Source organism: Stenotrophomonas sp. DDT-1 (assembly GCF_001580555.1).
GTDB lineage: Bacteria > Pseudomonadota > Gammaproteobacteria > Xanthomonadales > Xanthomonadaceae > Stenotrophomonas > Stenotrophomonas sepilia.
Window position 1 is genome coordinate 1 of sequence record NZ_LEKR01000064.1, and the last position, 16,547, is coordinate 16,547.

The window sequence follows — 16,547 nt, forward strand, 5'->3', positions numbered from 1 at the left end:
TCGAGGAGTAGTCCTTGAACTCGCCACCGAAGCGCTCGGCACCGATCTTGGTCAGTGCGGCGGTCAGCGTGGTCTTGCCGTGGTCGACGTGACCGATGGTGCCGACGTTGACGTGCGGCTTGGTGCGTTCGAACTTACCCTTTGCCATTGTTCTATACCTTGATTGTTCGTAAGTGGTTTCAAGAGAGGCTGAGCGAGGCTCAGCCCTTCTTCATGACGGCTTCGGCGATGTTGGTCGGAGCCGGCTCGTAGTGATCGAATTCCATGGTGAAGGTGGCGCGGCCCTGGGTCTGCGAACGCAGCGCAGTGGCGTAGCCGAACATTTCACCCAGCGGGATCATCGCGTTGATGATGCTGGCCGAACCGTCACCGGTGGTGTCGGAACCCTGCAGCACGCCGCGACGACGGCTGACGTCGCCCATCACGTCACCCTGGTAATCCTCCGGGGTCACGATCTCAACCTTCATGATCGGCTCCAGCAGCACCGGCTTGGCCTTGGCGAAGCCCTGCTTGAAGGCCATCGACGAAGCCAGCTTGAACGCCATTTCCGAGGAGTCGACGTCGTGGTACGAACCGAACACCAGCTTCACCTTGACGTCCACGACCGGGAAGCCAGCCAGCGGGCCGCTGGTGATGGTTTCGCGCAGGCCCTTCTCGACCGACGGGATGAATTCCTTCGGGATCACGCCGCCGGTGATGTCGTTGATGAACAGGAAGTCGTCCTTGATCATCGGAGCGATCTTCGGATCGGCACGGTCGGCAGCGGTGATCGGCGACAGCTCGATCACGACGTGACCGTACTGACCCTTACCACCGGACTGCTTGGCGTGCTTGTAGTCCGACTTGACGTCGGCCAGGGTGATGGTTTCGCGGTAGGCCACCTGCGGCGCGCCGACGTTGGCTTCAACGTTGAACTCGCGCTTCAGGCGGTCAACGATGATGTCCAGGTGCAGCTCGCCCATGCCCGAGATGATGGTCTGGCCGGATTCTTCGTCGGTCTTGACGCGGAACGACGGATCTTCCTGCGCCAGGCGGCCCAGGGCCAGGCCCATCTTTTCCTGGTCCGACTTGGTCTTCGGCTCGACGGCCATCGAGATCACCGGCTCCGGGAACGTCATGCGCTCCAGGATGATCGGGGCGTCCACGGCGCACAGGGTGTCACCGGTGGTGGTGTCCTTCAGGCCCACGGCAGCGGCGATGTCACCAGCCAGAACTTCCTTGATTTCCTCGCGGTTGTTCGAGTGCATCTGCAGGATGCGGCCGATGCGCTCCTTCTTGCCCTTCACCGAGTTCAGCACGGTGTCGCCACCGTTCAGGGTGCCCGAGTAGACACGGAAGAAGGTCAGCGCGCCGACGAACGGGTCGGTGATGATCTTGAAGGCCAGCGACGAGAACGGAGCCTTGTCGTCCGACTTGCGGGTCATTTCGACGGTGTCGTCGTCAACGTCCACGCCCTTCACGTCCGGCACGTCGACCGGCGACGGCAGCAGCTGGATCACGCCGTCCAGCATGGCCTGCACGCCCTTGTTCTTGAAGGCCGAGCCGCAGTACATCGGCACGATCTCGGTGGCCAGGGTGCGGGTACGCAGCGCGTTGATGATTTCAGCCTCGGCCAGCTCTTCGCCGCCCAGGTACTTTTCCATCAGCTCTTCGCTGGCTTCGGCAGCGGTCTCGACCATGAACTGGCGAGCCTCTTCAGCCGGGCCCTGCAGTTCGGCCGGGATGTCGCTGTATTCGAACTTCATGCCCTGCGAAGCTTCATCCCAGTGGATGGCCTTCATCTTCAGCAGGTCGACGACGCCCTTGAAGTTGTCTTCAGCGCCGATCGGCAGCTGCATCGGCACGGCAACGGCGCCCAGCTTGGCCTTCAGCTGGCCGACGACCTTCTGGAAGTTGGCACCGGTACGGTCCATCTTGTTGACGAACGCGATGCGCGGCACGTGGTACTTGTTGGCCTGGCGCCACACGGTTTCCGACTGCGGCTGCACGCCACCGACGGCGCACAGGACGAAGACGGCACCGTCGAGCACGCGCAGCGAACGCTCCACTTCGATGGTGAAGTCGACGTGCCCGGGGGTGTCGATGATGTTGAAGCGGTGCTCCGGCAGGGACTTGTCCATGCCCTTCCAGAACGCGGTGGTGGCAGCGGACTGGATCGTGATGCCACGCTCCTGCTCCTGCTCCATCCAGTCCATGGTGGCGGCGCCGTCGTGCACTTCACCGATCTTGTGGCTCTTGCCGGTGTAGAACAGGATGCGCTCGGACGTGGTGGTCTTGCCGGCATCGATGTGAGCCATGATGCCGAAGTTACGGTAACGCTCGATGGGAGTGGAACGGGCCACGGGAGCCTCTCAGATTTCTTGGATTTCGGATGGCCGAACGCCGCCTTTCGGCGGCCTTCGGATTGGCGCAGTCCTTCTGGGACCGCGAGGCAGCACGCACCGAAGTGGTGCTGCCCTGCCTGTTTTACAAGGCCGTCAAACTCACCAGCGGTAGTGGGCGAATGCCTTGTTGGCTTCGGCCATGCGGTGGGTTTCTTCGCGCTTCTTGATGGCGCCGCCGCGGTTTTCCGAGGCGTCGATCAGTTCAGCAGCCAGCTTCTTCGGCATGGTGTTCTCACCACGCTTGCGCGCGGAGTCGATCAGCCAGCGCATGGCCAGGGCCATCTTGCGCGACGAACGCACTTCGACCGGCACCTGGTAGGTGGCACCACCGACGCGGCGCGACTTGACTTCGACCGCCGGAGCGACGTTGTCCAGAGCCTTCTGCACCAGTTCAATGGCGTTGGCGCTGCTGTTCTTCTCGGTGATCACGTCCATGGCGCCGTACACGATCTTTTCGGCGACGGACTTCTTGCCGCTCTGCATGACCATGTTGATGAAACGGGCGATGGTTTCGCTTCCGTGCTTCGGATCGGGCAGGACGGAACGCTGCGGAGTATTACCCTTACGCGACATAGTGCTCTCTCCTTATGCCTTCGGACGCTTGGCGCCGTACTTGGAACGGGCCTGGCGACGCTTGGCAACGCCGGCGGCGTCGAGCGAGCCACGAACGGTGTGGTAACGCACACCCGGCAGGTCCTTGACGCGACCGCCGCGGATCAGGACCACGGAGTGCTCCTGCAGGTTGTGGCCTTCACCACCGATGTAGGAAATCACTTCTTCCTGGTTGGTCAGGCGGACCTTGGCAACCTTGCGCAGAGCCGAGTTCGGCTTCTTCGGAGTGGTGGTGTAGACACGGGTGCAGACGCCACGGCGCTGCGGGCACTTGTCGAGCGCCGGCGAGGCACTCTTGTAGGTGGTCGCTTGCCGCGGCTTGCGGACCAGCTGGTTGATCGTCGCCATCAGTAGGTTCTTCTGATTGGTGGCCGGAAAATCCGGCCAGAGATGCGGAAATGTTAAAGCAGGCCGAAATTTTGGCCTGCTGAGACAGACGATTGTAGCAACCTGCAAGGAAAGCAGTCAAACGCCTCCTGTCAAGCCCGTCCCTGATCCCGGGACGTTACTGGGGGGCCTCCATGTACCCCGTTCAGGTTGGCTGGGTCGATCGCAGATGATCTCCCCTGCCCTTTCCCAATCCCATCGATGGACCGATGGGGTGGTCCGGCCTTGCGGCCGGACCGGATACCTCATTCTTCGCCCGAGGCCTGTTCAGCTTCGGCTTCAACCACCGGGGACTCGACCGCAGCCGGGGTGCCGGCCAGGGTCTGCATTTCCGAGTCGGTGAGACCGGAAGCGCCGCGACGGCGGCTGCTGTGGTAGGACAGGCCGGTACCGGCCGGAATCAGGCGGCCGACGATGACGTTTTCCTTCAGGCCACGCAGGTTGTCCTTGGTACCGCGGACGGCAGCCTCGGTCAGCACTCGGGTGGTCTCCTGGAAGGAGGCCGCCGAGATGAACGATTCGGTCGCCAGCGAGGCCTTGGTGATACCCAGCAGGACCGGATCGAAGCGCGCCGGCAGTTCGTTGCGGGTCGACAGGCGCGCATTCTCCTCGATAACGCGCTGGCGCTCCACCTGTTCGCCGTTCAGGAACTTGCTGCTGCCCTGGTCGGTGATCTCGACCTTGCGCAGCATCTGGCGGGTGATCACCTCGATGTGCTTGTCGTTGATCTTCACGCCCTGCAGGCGGTACACGTCCTGGATTTCCTTGACCAGGTAGGCAGCCAGCGGCTCGACACCCAGCAGGCGCAGGATGTCCTGCGGGCTCGGCTCGCCGTCCACGATGGTTTCACCCTTGGTGACATGCTCGCCTTCGAACACGATGACCTGGCGGTACTTCGGGATCAGCTCTTCGTGCTCCGAACCATCAGTGTCCTTGATGATCAGGCGCTGCTTGCCCTTGGTGTCCTTGCCGAAGCTGATGATGCCCGAACGCTCGGCCAGCACCGCCGGATCCTTCGGCTTGCGCGCTTCGAACAGGTCGGCCACGCGCGGCAGACCACCGGTGATGTCGCGGGTCTTCGACGCTTCCTGCGGGATCTTGGCGACGACGTCGCCCACGCCCACCGGGGCGCCGTCCTGCAGATTGACGATCGAACGCGGCGGCAGCAGGTACTGCGCCGGCAGGTCGGTGCCCGGGATCGACAGGTCGTTGCCCTTGGCGTCGACGATGCGCACGATCGGGCGCAGGTCCTTGGCCTGGGTACCACGACGCTTCGGATCGGTGATTTCGCGCGAGGCCAGGCCGGTCAGCTCGTCGGTCTTCTCGATGACGGTGACGCCATCGACGAAGTCGATGAAGCGGATGAAGCCGGCCACTTCCGACACGATCGGGTGATTATGCGGATCCCAGTTGGCCACGGTCTGGCCAGCCTTGATCGCATCACCGTCCTTGGACGTGATGGTCGCACCGTACGGCAGCTTGTAACGCTCACGCTCACGGCCGTGCGCATCGAGCACCGAGATTTCGCCCGAGCGCGACACCGCCACCAGCGAGCCGTTGGCGTGCTCCACGGACTTGAGGTTGCTGAACTTGACCGAGCCGGTGGTCTTGACGGTGATGTTGTCGACCGCAGCAGCTCGCGACGCCGCACCACCGATGTGGAACGTACGCATGGTCAGCTGGGTACCCGGCTCACCGATGGACTGGGCGGCGATGACGCCGACCGCCTCACCGATGTTGACCAGGTGGCCACGCGCCAGGTCGCGGCCGTAGCAGCGCGAGCAGACACCGAAAGCCGATTCACAGGAGATGGTCGAGCGGACCTTGATGGTCTGCACGCCGGCATCTTCCAGCTTGGCAACCCAGGCTTCGTCCAGCAGGGTGTTGCGGGTGACGATCGGATCTTCGTCGTTGCCCGGCAGGAACACGTCCTCGGCAACCACGCGGCCCAGCACGCGATCCTTCAGCGGCTCGACCACGTCGCCGCCTTCCACGATCGGGGTCATGATCAGGCCTTCGGTGGTACCGCAATCCACTTCGGTGATCACCACGTCCTGCGCCACGTCGACCAGGCGACGGGTCAGGTAACCCGAGTTCGCGGTCTTCAGCGCGGTATCGGCCAGACCCTTACGGGCACCGTGGGTGGAGTTGAAGTACTCCTGCACGTTCAGGCCTTCGCGGAAGTTCGCCTTGATGGGCGTCTCGATGATCGAGCCGTCCGGGCGGGCCATCAGGCCACGCATGCCGGCCAGCTGACGGATCTGCGCCTGCGAACCACGCGCACCGGAGTCGGCCATGATGTACAGCGAGTTCATCGACTTCTGGTCGATGGTCTCGCCCTTGGCATTGACGACCTTCTCGGTACCGATGGTGTCCATCATCGCCTTGGCGATGCGCTCGTTGGTGCGCGACCAGATGTCGACCACCTTGTTGTAGCGCTCGCCGGCGGTGACCAGGCCCGACTGGTACTGCTCTTGGATTTCCAGCACTTCGGCTTCGGCCTCGGTGAGGATGCCCTTCTTCTCGTCCGGGATCAGCATGTCGTCGATGCCGATCGAGACGCCGGCGCGGGTCGCATAGGCGAAGCCGGTGTACATCAGCTTGTCGGCGAACACGACCGTGTCCTTCAGGCCGAGCTGGCGGTAGCTGGAGTTGATCAGGCGGCTGATGTTCTTCTTGGTCAGCTCGACATTGGCCAGCGCGAACGGCAGGCCTTCCGGCAGGATTTCAGCCAGCAGGGCGCGACCGATCGTGGTGTCCACGATCGAGGTCTTGTTCTGCTTGTTGCCGTCTTCGTCGGTCACCACCTCGGTAATGCGGACCTTGACCTTGGCGTGCAGTTCCACCACGCGGTTGTCGTAGGCGCGCTTGACTTCGGCGATGTTGGCGAAGGCCATGCCCTCGCCCTTCTTGTTCTCCAGCGAGCGGGTCATGTAGTACAGACCCAGCACGACGTCCTGCGACGGCACGATGATCGGCTCGCCGTTGGCCGGCGACAGGATGTTGTTGGTCGACATCATCAGCGCACGCGCTTCCAGCTGGGCTTCCAGCGAGAGCGGCACGTGGACGGCCATCTGGTCACCGTCGAAGTCGGCGTTGAACGCGGTGCAGACCAGCGGGTGCAGCTGGATGGCCTTGCCTTCGATCAGCACCGGCTCGAACGCCTGGATGCCCAGGCGGTGCAGGGTCGGCGCACGGTTCAGCATCACCGGATGCTCGCGGATGACCTCTTCCAGGATGTCCCAGACTTCGGCTTCTTCGCGCTCGACCAGCTTCTTGGCAGCCTTGATGGTGGTGGCCAGGCCACGACGCTGCAGCTTGGCGAAGACGAACGGCTTGAACAGCTCGAGCGCCATCTTCTTCGGCAGGCCGCACTGGTGCAGGCGCAGGTACGGACCGACCACGATGACCGAACGGCCAGAGTAGTCGACGCGCTTGCCGAGCAGGTTCTGGCGGAAGCGACCCTGCTTGCCCTTGATCATGTCGGCCAGCGACTTCAGCGGGCGCTTGTTGGTGCCGGTGATGGCACGGCCGCGACGGCCGTTGTCCAGCAGCGCATCGACCGATTCCTGCAGCATGCGCTTTTCATTGCGCACGATGATGTCCGGCGCGCTCAGTTCGAGCAGGCGGCGCAGGCGGTTGTTGCGGTTGATGACGCGGCGGTACAGGTCGTTCAGGTCGGAGGTCGCGAAGCGGCCGCCATCCAGCGGAACCAGCGGACGCAGGTCCGGCGGCAGCACCGGCAGCACGGTCATGACCATCCATTCCGGACGGTTGCCCGATTCCAGGAAGGCTTCGATCAGCTTGATGCGCTTGGTGAGGCGCTTGAGCTTGGTTTCCGAACCGGTAGCAGCGATTTCCTCGCGCAGGCGGGTCATCTCCGACTGCAGGTCGATCGTGCGCAGCAGTTCGTAGACGGCCTCGGCGCCCATCGCGGCGTCGAAGTCGTCGCCGTGCTCCTGGCGGGCCTGCAGGTACTGTTCTTCGGTCAGCAGCTGGCGGCGCTCCAGGGCGGTCAGGCCCGGCTCGGTCACCACGTACGCTTCGAAGTACAGCACGCGCTCGATGTCGCGCAGGGTCATGTCCAGCATCAGGCCAATGCGCGACGGCAGCGACTTGAGGAACCAGATGTGCGCGACCGGCGAAGCCAGGTCGATGTGGCCCATGCGCTCACGACGCACCTTGGCCAGGGTCACTTCGGTGCCGCACTTTTCGCAGACCACGCCGCGGTGCTTCATGCGCTTGTACTTGCCGCACAGGCACTCGTAGTCCTTCACCGGGCCGAAGATGGCGGCGCAGAACAGGCCGTCGCGTTCCGGCTTGAAGGTACGGTAGTTGATGGTTTCCGGCTTCTTCACTTCGCCGAAGGACCACGAACGGATCAGGTCCGGCGAGGCCAGCGCGATCTTGATCGCGTCGAAGTCCAGCGTCTGGCGCTGCTGGTTGAAGAGGTTGAGCAGGTCTTTCATGGTGTTCTCCAGAAGGAGGAATGCTGTGTCGATGGGCTTTCAGTTCACTGCCAGCGGCGCGGCGGCGGACCGCCGCGCCGGCATGGATCAGTTGTCTTCCAGTTCCATGTTGATGGCCAGCGAGCGGATTTCCTTCACGAGCACGTTGAAGGATTCCGGCATGCCCGCGACCATCTCGTGCTCGCCGTCGACGATGTTCTTGTACATCTGGTTGCGGCCCTGCACGTCATCGGACTTCACCGTCAGCATTTCCTGCAGGGTGTAGGCCGCGCCGTAGGCTTCCAGCGCCCAGACTTCCATTTCACCGAAGCGCTGGCCGCCGAACTGCGCCTTGCCGCCCAGCGGCTGCTGGGTGACGAGCGAGTACGGACCGGTCGAACGGGCGTGCATCTTGTCGTCGACCAGGTGGTTCAGCTTCAGGTAGTGCATGTAACCGACGGTGGTATGGCGGTCGAAGGCTTCACCGGTGCGGCCGTCGTACAGCTGGGTCTGGCCACTGCTCGGCAGGTCGGCCAGTTCCAGCATGCGCTTGATTTCCGCTTCGGTGGCGCCGTCGAAGACCGGGGTGGCCATCGGCACGCCGTCGGTCAGGTTGCGGGCCAGGCGCAGCAGTTCCTCGTCGCTGAACTGCGACAGGTCGACACGGTTGGCCACGTTGGTGTCGTCGTGGTTGTAGATGTCGTCCAGGAACTTGCGCAGGTCGGCCACCGCGGCCTGGGCTTCCAGCATCGCCTGGATCTTGCGACCCAGGCCCTTGGCGGCCCAGCCCAGGTGCACTTCCAGGATCTGGCCGATGTTCATACGCGACGGCACGCCCAGCGGGTTCAGCACGATGTCCACGGTCTCGCCCGAGGCCATGTACGGCATGTCCTCGACCGGCACCACGTTGGACACCACACCCTTGTTGCCGTGGCGGCCTGCCATCTTGTCGCCCGGCTGGATGCGGCGCTTCACCGCCAGGAACACCTTGACCATCTTCAGCACGCCCGGGGCGAGGTCGTCGCCCGCGGTGATCTTGCCGCGCTTGTCGGCGAAGCGACGCTCGAATTCCTTCTCGTGCGCCTGGATCTGCTTCTGGGCGCGCTCGATGGCTTCCGAGGCGTCCTCGTCCTTCATGCGCAGGGCGAACCAGTCAGACTTCTTCAGGCCGTCGAGGAAGGCGTCGGTGATCACGTCACCCTTCTTCAGGCCAGCACCACCATTGACCACCTTGCCCACGATCTGCGAACGCAGACGCATGTAGATGGCCGCTTCCAGGATGCGGAACTGGTCATCGAAGTCCTTCTTGACGCGCTTGATTTCGGACTCTTCGATCTGGCGGGCGCGCTTGTCCTTCTCGATGCCGTCGCGGGTGAAGACCTGCACGTCGATGACGGTGCCGTCCATGCCCGGCGGAACGCGCAGCGAGCTGTCCTTAACGTCCGAAGCCTTCTCGCCGAAGATCGCGCGCAGCAGCTTCTCTTCCGGGGTCAGCTGGCTTTCGCCCTTCGGGGTGACCTTGCCGACCAGGATGTCGCCGGCGCGCACTTCGGCACCGATGTACACCACGCCGCTCTCGTCCAGGCGGTTCAGCGCCTGCTCGGAGACGTTCGGGATGTCGGCGGAGATTTCCTCCGGCCCCAGCTTGGTGTCACGCGCGACGCAGGTCAGCTCTTCGATGTGGATCGTGGTGTAGCGATCCTCTTCCACCACGCGCTCGGAGAGCAGGATGGAGTCTTCGAAGTTGTAGCCGTTCCACGGCATGAACGCGATCAGCATGTTCTGGCCCAGGGCCAGCTCGCCGATGTCGGTGGACGGACCGTCGGCCAGCACGTCACCGCGGGCGATGACGTCACCCACCTGGACCAGCGGACGCTGGTTGATGCAGGTGTTCTGGTTCGACCGGGTGTACTTGACCAGGTTGTAGATGTCCACGCCGGCGTCGGTGGCGCCAACGATCTCTTCCTCATTGACCTTGACCACGATGCGGGCGGCGTCGATCTGCACGATCTCACCACCACGACGGGCGTTCACGGTCACACCCGAGTCACGCGCCACGGCGCGCTCGATGCCGGTACCGACCAGCGGCTTCTGCGAACGCAGGGTCGGCACGGCCTGACGCTGCATGTTGGCGCCCATCAGTGCGCGGTTCGCGTCATCGTGCTCCAGGAACGGAACCAGCGCGGCCGCGATCGAGACGGTCTGCATCGGCGAAACGTCCATGAAGTGGACTTCCGCCGGCGGCTTCAGCAGCGATTCGCCCTGGAAGCGGCACGGAACGAACTGCTCGGTCAGGGTGCCCTTGGCGTCGGTCAGCGCGTTGGCCTGCGCAATGACGTACTCGTTCTCTTCAATGGCCGACAGGAACTCGACTTCGTCATAGACCTTGCCGTCCACGACCTTGCGGTACGGGGTCTCGAGGAAACCGTACTTGTTGGTGCGGGCGTACACGGCCAGCGAGTTGATCAGGCCGATGTTCGGGCCTTCCGGGGTTTCGATGGTGCAGACGCGGCCGTAATGGGTCGGGTGCACGTCGCGCACTTCGAAGCCGGCGCGCTCACGGGTCAGGCCGCCCGGGCCCAGGGCCGAGACGCGACGCTTGTGCGTCACTTCCGACAGCGGGTTGTTCTGGTCCATGAACTGCGACAGCTGCGAGGAGCCGAAGAACTCCTTGATGGCAGCGGCGACCGGCTTGGCGTTGATCAGTTCCTGCGGGGTCAGGCCTTCCGATTCGGCCATCGACAGGCGCTCCTTGACCGCACGCTCGACGCGGACCAGGCCGACGCGGAACACGTTCTCGGCCATTTCGCCGACCGAACGCACGCGACGGTTGCCCAGGTGATCGATGTCGTCGACCACGCCGCGACCGTTGCGGATCTCGGTCAGGACCTTGATCACGTCCAGGATGTCGGAGCTTTCGCCGTGGGCAGCGACCAGGCGCTTGGACTCTTCGTCGTTGCGCTCGCCGAAGTACTTGCTGTCGTACAGCACGGCTTCGCCGGTGGTTTCCTTGCGGCCCACGCGACGGTTGAACTTCATGCGGCCGACCGCGGACAGGTCGTAGCGCTCGAAGGTGAAGAACAGGTTGTGGAACAGGTTCTGCGCGGCATCCTTGGTCGGCGGCTCGCCCGGACGCATCATGCGGTAGATCTCGACCAGGGCTTCCAGCTGGGTCTTGGTCGGGTCGATACGCAGGGTGTTGGACAGGTACGGGCCACGATCCAGGTCGTTCACCCACAGGGTGCCCACGGCATCCACACCGGCCTTGCGGAAGGCCTGCAGCTGCTCGTCCGTGATCTCGTCGTTGGCCTGGGCCAGCAGTTCGCCGGTCGAGGCATCGACCACGTCGTGCGACAGGATGCGGCCGACGATGTAGTCGTCCGGCACGGCCAGGGCGGCGATGCCCGAGGCTTCCAGCTGCTTGATGTGGCGCGCGGTGATGCGCTTGCCGGCTTCCACGATGACCTTGTCGCCGTCGGCGAGGTCGAAGCCCAGGGTCTCGCCACGCAGGCGCTCCGGCACCAGCTCCAGCTGGACGCCTTCATCCGGGTTGATGTGGAAGGTGTTGATCTCGAAGAACTCGGCCAGCATCTCTTCGTTGCTGTAGCCGAGCGCGCGCAGCAGGATCGACACCGGCAGCTTGCGGCGGCGGTCGATACGGGTGAACAGCGCGTCCTTCGGGTCGAACTCGAAGTCCAGCCAGGAGCCGCGGTAGGGAATGATGCGGGCGCTGTACAGCAGCTTGCCCGAGCTGTGGGTCTTGCCACGGTCGTGGTCGAAGAACACGCCCGGCGAGCGGTGCAGCTGGGAGACGATGACGCGCTCGGTGCCGTTGACGATGAAGGTGCCGTTCTCGGTCATCAGCGGGATTTCGCCCAGATAGACCTCCTGCTCCTTCACGTACTTGATGGCCTTGGTCGACGACTCACGGTCGTAGATCACCAGGCGCACGGTCACGCGCAGCGGGGCGCCGTAGCTCATGCCGCGCTGGCGGCACTCACGCTCGTCGAAGACCGGTTCGCCCAGCTTGTAGCCGACGTATTCCAGGGCAGCGTTGCCGCTGTAGCTGGCGATCGGGAAGACCGACTTCAGCGCAGCGTGCAGGCCGTGGTCCGTGCGCTTGGCCGGATCGACGTTTTCCTGCAGGAATTCACGATAGGAATCCACCTGGATGGCGAGCAGGAACGGCACTTCGAGAATCGAGCGCTGCTTGCCGAAATCCTTGCGGATACGCTTTTTTTCGGTGAACGAATAGGACGTCATGAGGTCTTCCACCTTGTTGTGCGGATCGTGCGCCCACGATCCGAAGGGAACTTGAAATTGTCAGTTGGAAGTCGCTGGTATTGCCGGCACCAGCACGCCTTCTCCCGCTACTTCCAACTGCCAACTCGTCTGCTACCACTCCCCCGCTGCCGCGCTCGGCGCTGGCCTGCCGGGGTTTGACTGCAGCCCGTGTTGGGCTTTTTCCTGCTTTTTTCACATCCACGCATGGCGCGGATCTACAACACCGCAACAACGACCAAAGGCCGGGGGCTTACGCCCCCAGCCTTGGCTGCATCGCCGCGAATCGGTGACGATGCAAGGTAACTGCTTACTTGACTTCGACAGTCGCGCCAGCAGCTTCCAGGTCCTTCTTCATCTTCTCGGCTTCTTCCTTCGAAGCGTTGTCCTTCAGGACGCCGCCGGCTTCGGCCAGGTCCTTCGCTTCCTTCAGGCCCAGGCCGGTGATGGCGCGGACGGCCTTGATGACTTCGACCTTCTTCTCGCCGGCAGTCTTCAGGGTGACGACGAATTCGGTCTGCTCTTCAACAGCAGCAGCCGGGCCAGCGGCAGCAGCCACGGCAACCGGAGCAGCGGCGGAGACGCCGAACTTCTCTTCGATGGCCTTGACCAGCTCCATCACTTCCATCAGGGACTTCTCGGCGATGGCGTCGACGATCTGTTCGTTGGTAAGGGACATGATTAATACCTTTGGATGATTTTCTGGATTGAGGTTCCGTCAGGAACCACGGTAAGTCGAAACTCAGGCGGTCTCGGCGGCCGGCTCGGCAGCGTCAGCGGCGACATCGCCACCACCCTGCTTCTCGCCAACGGCCTTGATGGCGCGGGCAAACATCGTGACCGGCTCGGTCAGGACGCGGGCCAGCATGGCCAGGGCCTGGTCGCGGGTCGGCAGCGATGCCAGCACGTCGACGTGGCTCGCCGGGAACACTTCACCACCGATGGCGACGACCTTAGCCTTCAGCTTGTCGTTGCCCTTGGCGGCTTCCTTGATCAGGCGACCGGCAGCGCCGGGCTCCTCGAGCGAGAACGCGTACAGCAGCGGACCAACCATCTGGTCCTGGGCGACTGCGAACTCGGTGCCTTCAACGGCACGCGAAGCCAGGGTGTTCTTGACAACCTTCAAGAAAACACCGGTTTCACGAGCCTGCTTGCGCATCGCGGTCATCTGGGCGACCGTGGTGCCAGCGTATTCGGCTGCGATCAAGGAGTGGGCCTTGGCGGCGACGTCTGCCAGCTCGGCGACTACTTCTTGCTTCTGGGACAGATTGAGAGCCATTGCACTCCTCCTATTGAACTCCGCTTACGGCTCCTGCCGTGTGCGGTCCTGTGCGGCATCCATCCTGGACGCCGGGAACATCGGGATGATGTTCCGGGGGTGGGCCGTTCTAGACCTGGAGTGGGCCAACCTGGGAAACCCAGACGTGCGTGAACCAGAAAAACTCCAGAAGGGCACCATCTACGCAGGGTGATTCCGGGGAATCGATTAAGCGCTCCTGACTGCTCCGGCGGCGACTCCTTGCCAGATCGAGCTTCCATGCCCGTCGCCGGTATTGCCACGACCGCGCCTGCGGTCTTTGACGGCTACCGCGGGCGATGCACTGCCAGCGATGCCTTCAAATGTCACGGTCACGGCACCCGGGGCACCGTGACCGCTTGAAACAATTACTTCAGGGTCAGCGACGACTGGTCGACGGTGACGCCCGGGCCCATCGTCGAGCTGACCGAAACCTTCTGCAGGTAGGTGCCCTTCGAGGTGGCCGGCTTGGCCTTGATCAGGTCCAGCAGCAGCGCGGTCAGGTTCGACTTCAGCGCGTCTTCGGCGAAGTCGGCCTTGCCGATGGTGCAGTGGATGATGCCGGCCTTGTCGGTGCGGTAACGGACCTGACCCGACTTGGCGTTCTTCACGGCTTCACCCGGGTTCGGGGAAACGGTGCCGACCTTCGGGTTCGGCATCAGGCCGCGCGGGCCCAGCACGGTGCCCAGCTTACCGACGACGCGCATGGCGTCCGGGGTCGCGATGACGACGTCGTAGTTCAGATCGCCGGCCTGCATCTTCTCGGCCAGGTCATCCATACCGACGGCGTCGGCGCCAGCAGCCAGGGCTTCGTCAGCCTTGGCACCGGCCGGAGCGAACACGGCGACGCGGACCGACTTGCCGGTACCGGCCGGCAGCACGGTGGAGCCACGGACCTGCTGGTCGGACTTCTTCGCATCGACGCCCAGGCGCACGGCGACGTCGATCGACTCGACGAACTTGGCCTTGGTGGCGGTCTTCAGGATGTTGATCGCGTCCTCGAAGGCGTATGCCTTGCCCGGAACGACGGCGGCCTTGATGGCCTTCTCACGCTTGGTCTGTGCCATCTTATTAACCCTCCACCACGAGGCCCATGGAACGGGCAGAGCCAGCGATGGTACGCACGGCGGCGTCCAGGTCGGCGGCAGTCAGATCCGGTTCCTTCGCCTTGGCGATCTCTTCCAGCTGCTTACGGGTGACCTTGCCGACCTTCTCGGTGTTCGGGCGCTTGGAGCCCGACGAGATGCCAGCGGCCTTCTTCAGCAGGGTGGTAGCCGGGGTGCTCTTGGTGATGAAGGTGAACGTACGGTCCGAGTAGGCCGTGATGATCACCGGAACCGGCAGACCCGGCTCGAGCTTCTGCGTGGCAGCGTTGAACGCCTTGCAGAATTCCATGATGTTCAGGCCACGCTGACCCAGCGCAGGACCGACCGGCGGCGAGGGGTTGGCCTGACCGGCCTTCACCTGCAGCTTGATGTAACCGACAACTTTCTTTGCCATGTGAGTGCTCTCCGGGTGCTAGCGCCTTTCGACAACAGGCTCCCCATCGGACCGGGAATCACGCGTCCCGGCATCGCGTTTTGAAATCATGCTGAAGGCCACCTTGCGGCGGCCTCGTCCTGCTGGCTTCCCCAGCGGGGAGCCGCGCACTATAACAGGTTTTTTCTTCACATGCCTGAAGCGGCAGGTAAACGAACGGAACCGGGCCAGGCCCGGTTCCCTTTGGAGAGTCGAGCCATGCCCGACTACCGCACCATCCAGACCCCGGAGTCGAGCATGGCTCGACTCGACAGGACAGGTCAGACGGCCTTTTCGACCTGGCCGAACTCCAGCTCGACCGGAGTGGCACGACCGAAGATCAGCACCGAGACGCGCAGACGGCTCTTCTCGTAGTTGACTTCTTCGACGACGCCATTGAAATCGTTGAACGGACCGTCGGTGACGCGGACCATCTGGCCCGGCTCGAACAGCACCTTCGGACGCGGCTTCTCGACACCCTCCTGAACGCGGTTCAGGATGGCCTCGGCCTCGGAATCGGCGATCGGCAGCGGACGATCGGCGGTGCCGCCGATGAAGCCCATGACCCGCGGGGTTTCCTTGACCAGATGCCAGCTTTCGTTGTCGATGCGCGGAATGCCGGCTTCCTCGTGGGTCTCGATCTGGACCAGCACGTAACCCGGGAAGAACTTGCGCTCGGAACGGCGCTTCTGGCCGGCGCGCATCTCGACCACTTCCTCGGTCGGGACCAGGACGTCGCCGAAGCGCTCTTCCATGCCGTCACGGACGATGCGATCGCGCAGAGCCTGCGCCACCGACTTCTCGAAGCCCGAATAGGCGTGAACGACGTACCAACGCTTCATGCAATTCTCCTTAGCGGCTCAGGAACCACTGAGTCAGTTTCTGGATCAGGAAGTCGAAGCCACCCAGCAGAAGACTGAGGATGAGCACCACGACGATCACGACCCAGGTCATGCGGACGGCTTCCTGGCGCGTCGGCCAGACCACCTTGCGCAGTTCGAAGCGCGACTCGGAGAGGAATTCGCGGGTGTCGCGCCCCTTGCCGGTCAGCATGAACACGCCGATACCGCCAACCAGACCGACCACGACCGCCAATGCACGCAGCTGACCCGCCCACGCACCCAGCTGGGCGGCGCGACCGGAGTCGGCGGAGAACCAGAACCAGACGAACAGACCGGCCAGCACCAGCAGCGATGCGGCGACATACTTGACGATATCTCCACCGTTGGCGGAGTTGTCCTTGGAGTGTTCGATCTTGCTATTCATCCGGCTGTGTCTGCTTTAGCGGCCCAGGCCGCTGGATAAGGTGGGCAGATGGCACGCCAGGAGGGACTCGAACCCCCAACCTGCGGTTTTGGAGACCGCTGCTCTGCCAATTGAGCTACTGGCGTACGTTGAAAACTTGCCTTCCCTTAGACGGCGAAGGCGGACCGAGGTTCCCGGCCCGCCATTCGCGTAACCGGCGGCGCTATGCAACCACCGGCACTGCAGGCTTACTCGATGATCTTCGAGACCACGCCGGCGCCGACGGTACGACCGCCTTCGCGGATGGCGAAGCGCAGGCCTTCGTCCATGGCCACCGGGTTGATCAGGGTGACTTCCATCTTGACGTTGTCACCC

The 16,547-nt window shown here is 63.5% G+C and carries 12 protein-coding genes, 1 tRNA gene and 1 pseudogene; all 14 read right to left on the reverse strand.

The window, feature by feature from the left end; genetic code table 11:
- Nucleotides 1-148 (reverse strand): GTP-binding protein (locus tag AB839_RS21325; protein WP_230078978.1); only part of this gene is annotated, 148 nt, incomplete at its 3' end.
- A 52-nt stretch (nt 149-200) separates the two neighbouring features.
- A complete protein-coding gene (fusA, locus tag AB839_RS19805) occupies nt 201-2,342 on the reverse strand; it encodes an elongation factor G (protein ID WP_049414677.1) in 2,142 nt (713 codons plus the stop codon).
- A gap of 141 nt (nt 2,343-2,483) precedes the next feature.
- Entirely contained in the window at nt 2,484-2,957 is a 474-nt protein-coding gene (gene rpsG / locus AB839_RS19810; protein ID WP_004145321.1) for a 30S ribosomal protein S7, read from the reverse strand.
- A 12-nt stretch (nt 2,958-2,969) separates the two neighbouring features.
- Nucleotides 2,970-3,344, reverse strand: coding sequence for a 30S ribosomal protein S12 (rpsL, locus tag AB839_RS19815; RefSeq protein ID WP_004145320.1), 375 nt, complete (start codon nt 3,342-3,344; stop codon nt 2,970-2,972).
- Nucleotides 3,345-3,628: 284 nt separating this feature from the next.
- The gene (gene rpoC, locus AB839_RS19820) at nt 3,629-7,852 is read right to left on the reverse strand and encodes a DNA-directed RNA polymerase subunit beta' (RefSeq protein ID WP_061480645.1); all 4,224 of its coding nucleotides are present in this window, start codon (nt 7,850-7,852) and stop codon (nt 3,629-3,631) included.
- Nucleotides 7,853-7,939: 87 nt separating this feature from the next.
- Nucleotides 7,940-12,094 carry a DNA-directed RNA polymerase subunit beta gene (rpoB, locus tag AB839_RS19825; protein ID WP_005415409.1) on the reverse strand — a complete coding sequence of 1,385 codons (4,155 nt, stop codon included), beginning with the start codon at nt 12,092-12,094 and terminating at the stop codon, nt 7,940-7,942.
- A 328-nt stretch (nt 12,095-12,422) separates the two neighbouring features.
- Nucleotides 12,423-12,791, reverse strand: a complete 369-nt coding sequence (rplL, locus tag AB839_RS19830; protein WP_005415408.1) for a 50S ribosomal protein L7/L12 — start codon at nt 12,789-12,791, stop codon at nt 12,423-12,425.
- A 63-nt stretch (nt 12,792-12,854) separates the two neighbouring features.
- Complete coding sequence (gene rplJ, locus AB839_RS19835) at nt 12,855-13,391, reverse strand: 50S ribosomal protein L10 (protein ID WP_005408203.1); 537 nt, start codon at nt 13,389-13,391, stop codon at nt 12,855-12,857.
- Between the two features lie 386 nt (nt 13,392-13,777).
- Nucleotides 13,778-14,476: a 50S ribosomal protein L1 gene (gene rplA / locus AB839_RS19840; protein ID WP_005415407.1), complete on the reverse strand. Its 699-nt coding sequence runs from the start codon at nt 14,474-14,476 to the stop codon at nt 13,778-13,780.
- A 4-nt stretch (nt 14,477-14,480) separates the two neighbouring features.
- On the reverse strand, nt 14,481-14,909 hold the full coding sequence (gene rplK / locus AB839_RS19845; protein ID WP_004145248.1) for a 50S ribosomal protein L11: 429 nt from the start codon (nt 14,907-14,909) through the stop codon (nt 14,481-14,483).
- A gap of 299 nt (nt 14,910-15,208) precedes the next feature.
- Nucleotides 15,209-15,769, reverse strand: coding sequence for a transcription termination/antitermination protein NusG (gene nusG, locus AB839_RS19850; protein WP_004154362.1), 561 nt, complete (start codon nt 15,767-15,769; stop codon nt 15,209-15,211).
- Nucleotides 15,770-15,779: 10 nt separating this feature from the next.
- Nucleotides 15,780-16,193 carry a preprotein translocase subunit SecE gene (gene secE, locus AB839_RS19855; RefSeq protein WP_004145202.1) on the reverse strand — a complete coding sequence of 138 codons (414 nt, stop codon included), beginning with the start codon at nt 16,191-16,193 and terminating at the stop codon, nt 15,780-15,782.
- A 49-nt stretch (nt 16,194-16,242) separates the two neighbouring features.
- Nucleotides 16,243-16,318, reverse strand: a tRNA-Trp gene (locus tag AB839_RS19860).
- A 102-nt stretch (nt 16,319-16,420) separates the two neighbouring features.
- Nucleotides 16,421-16,547 (reverse strand): annotated as a pseudogene (gene tuf / locus AB839_RS21335) (elongation factor Tu); the annotation flags it as partial.

Coding starts and splice junctions, on each gene's coding strand:
- rplJ (WP_005408203.1), bottom strand. CDS start 13,391: ATGGCTCTCAATCTGTCCCAGAAGCAAGAAGTAGTCGCCGAGCTGGCA.
- secE (WP_004145202.1), bottom strand. CDS start 16,193: ATGAATAGCAAGATCGAACACTCCAAGGACAACTCCGCCAACGGTGGA.
- rplK (WP_004145248.1), bottom strand. CDS start 14,909: ATGGCAAAGAAAGTTGTCGGTTACATCAAGCTGCAGGTGAAGGCCGGT.
- rplA (WP_005415407.1), bottom strand. CDS start 14,476: ATGGCACAGACCAAGCGTGAGAAGGCCATCAAGGCCGCCGTCGTTCCG.
- rplL (WP_005415408.1), bottom strand. CDS start 12,791: ATGTCCCTTACCAACGAACAGATCGTCGACGCCATCGCCGAGAAGTCC.
- rpoB (WP_005415409.1), bottom strand. CDS start 12,094: ATGACGTCCTATTCGTTCACCGAAAAAAAGCGTATCCGCAAGGATTTC.
- rpsL (WP_004145320.1), bottom strand. CDS start 3,344: ATGGCGACGATCAACCAGCTGGTCCGCAAGCCGCGGCAAGCGACCACC.
- nusG (WP_004154362.1), bottom strand. CDS start 15,769: ATGAAGCGTTGGTACGTCGTTCACGCCTATTCGGGCTTCGAGAAGTCG.
- rpoC (WP_061480645.1), bottom strand. CDS start 7,852: ATGAAAGACCTGCTCAACCTCTTCAACCAGCAGCGCCAGACGCTGGAC.
- rpsG (WP_004145321.1), bottom strand. CDS start 2,957: ATGTCGCGTAAGGGTAATACTCCGCAGCGTTCCGTCCTGCCCGATCCG.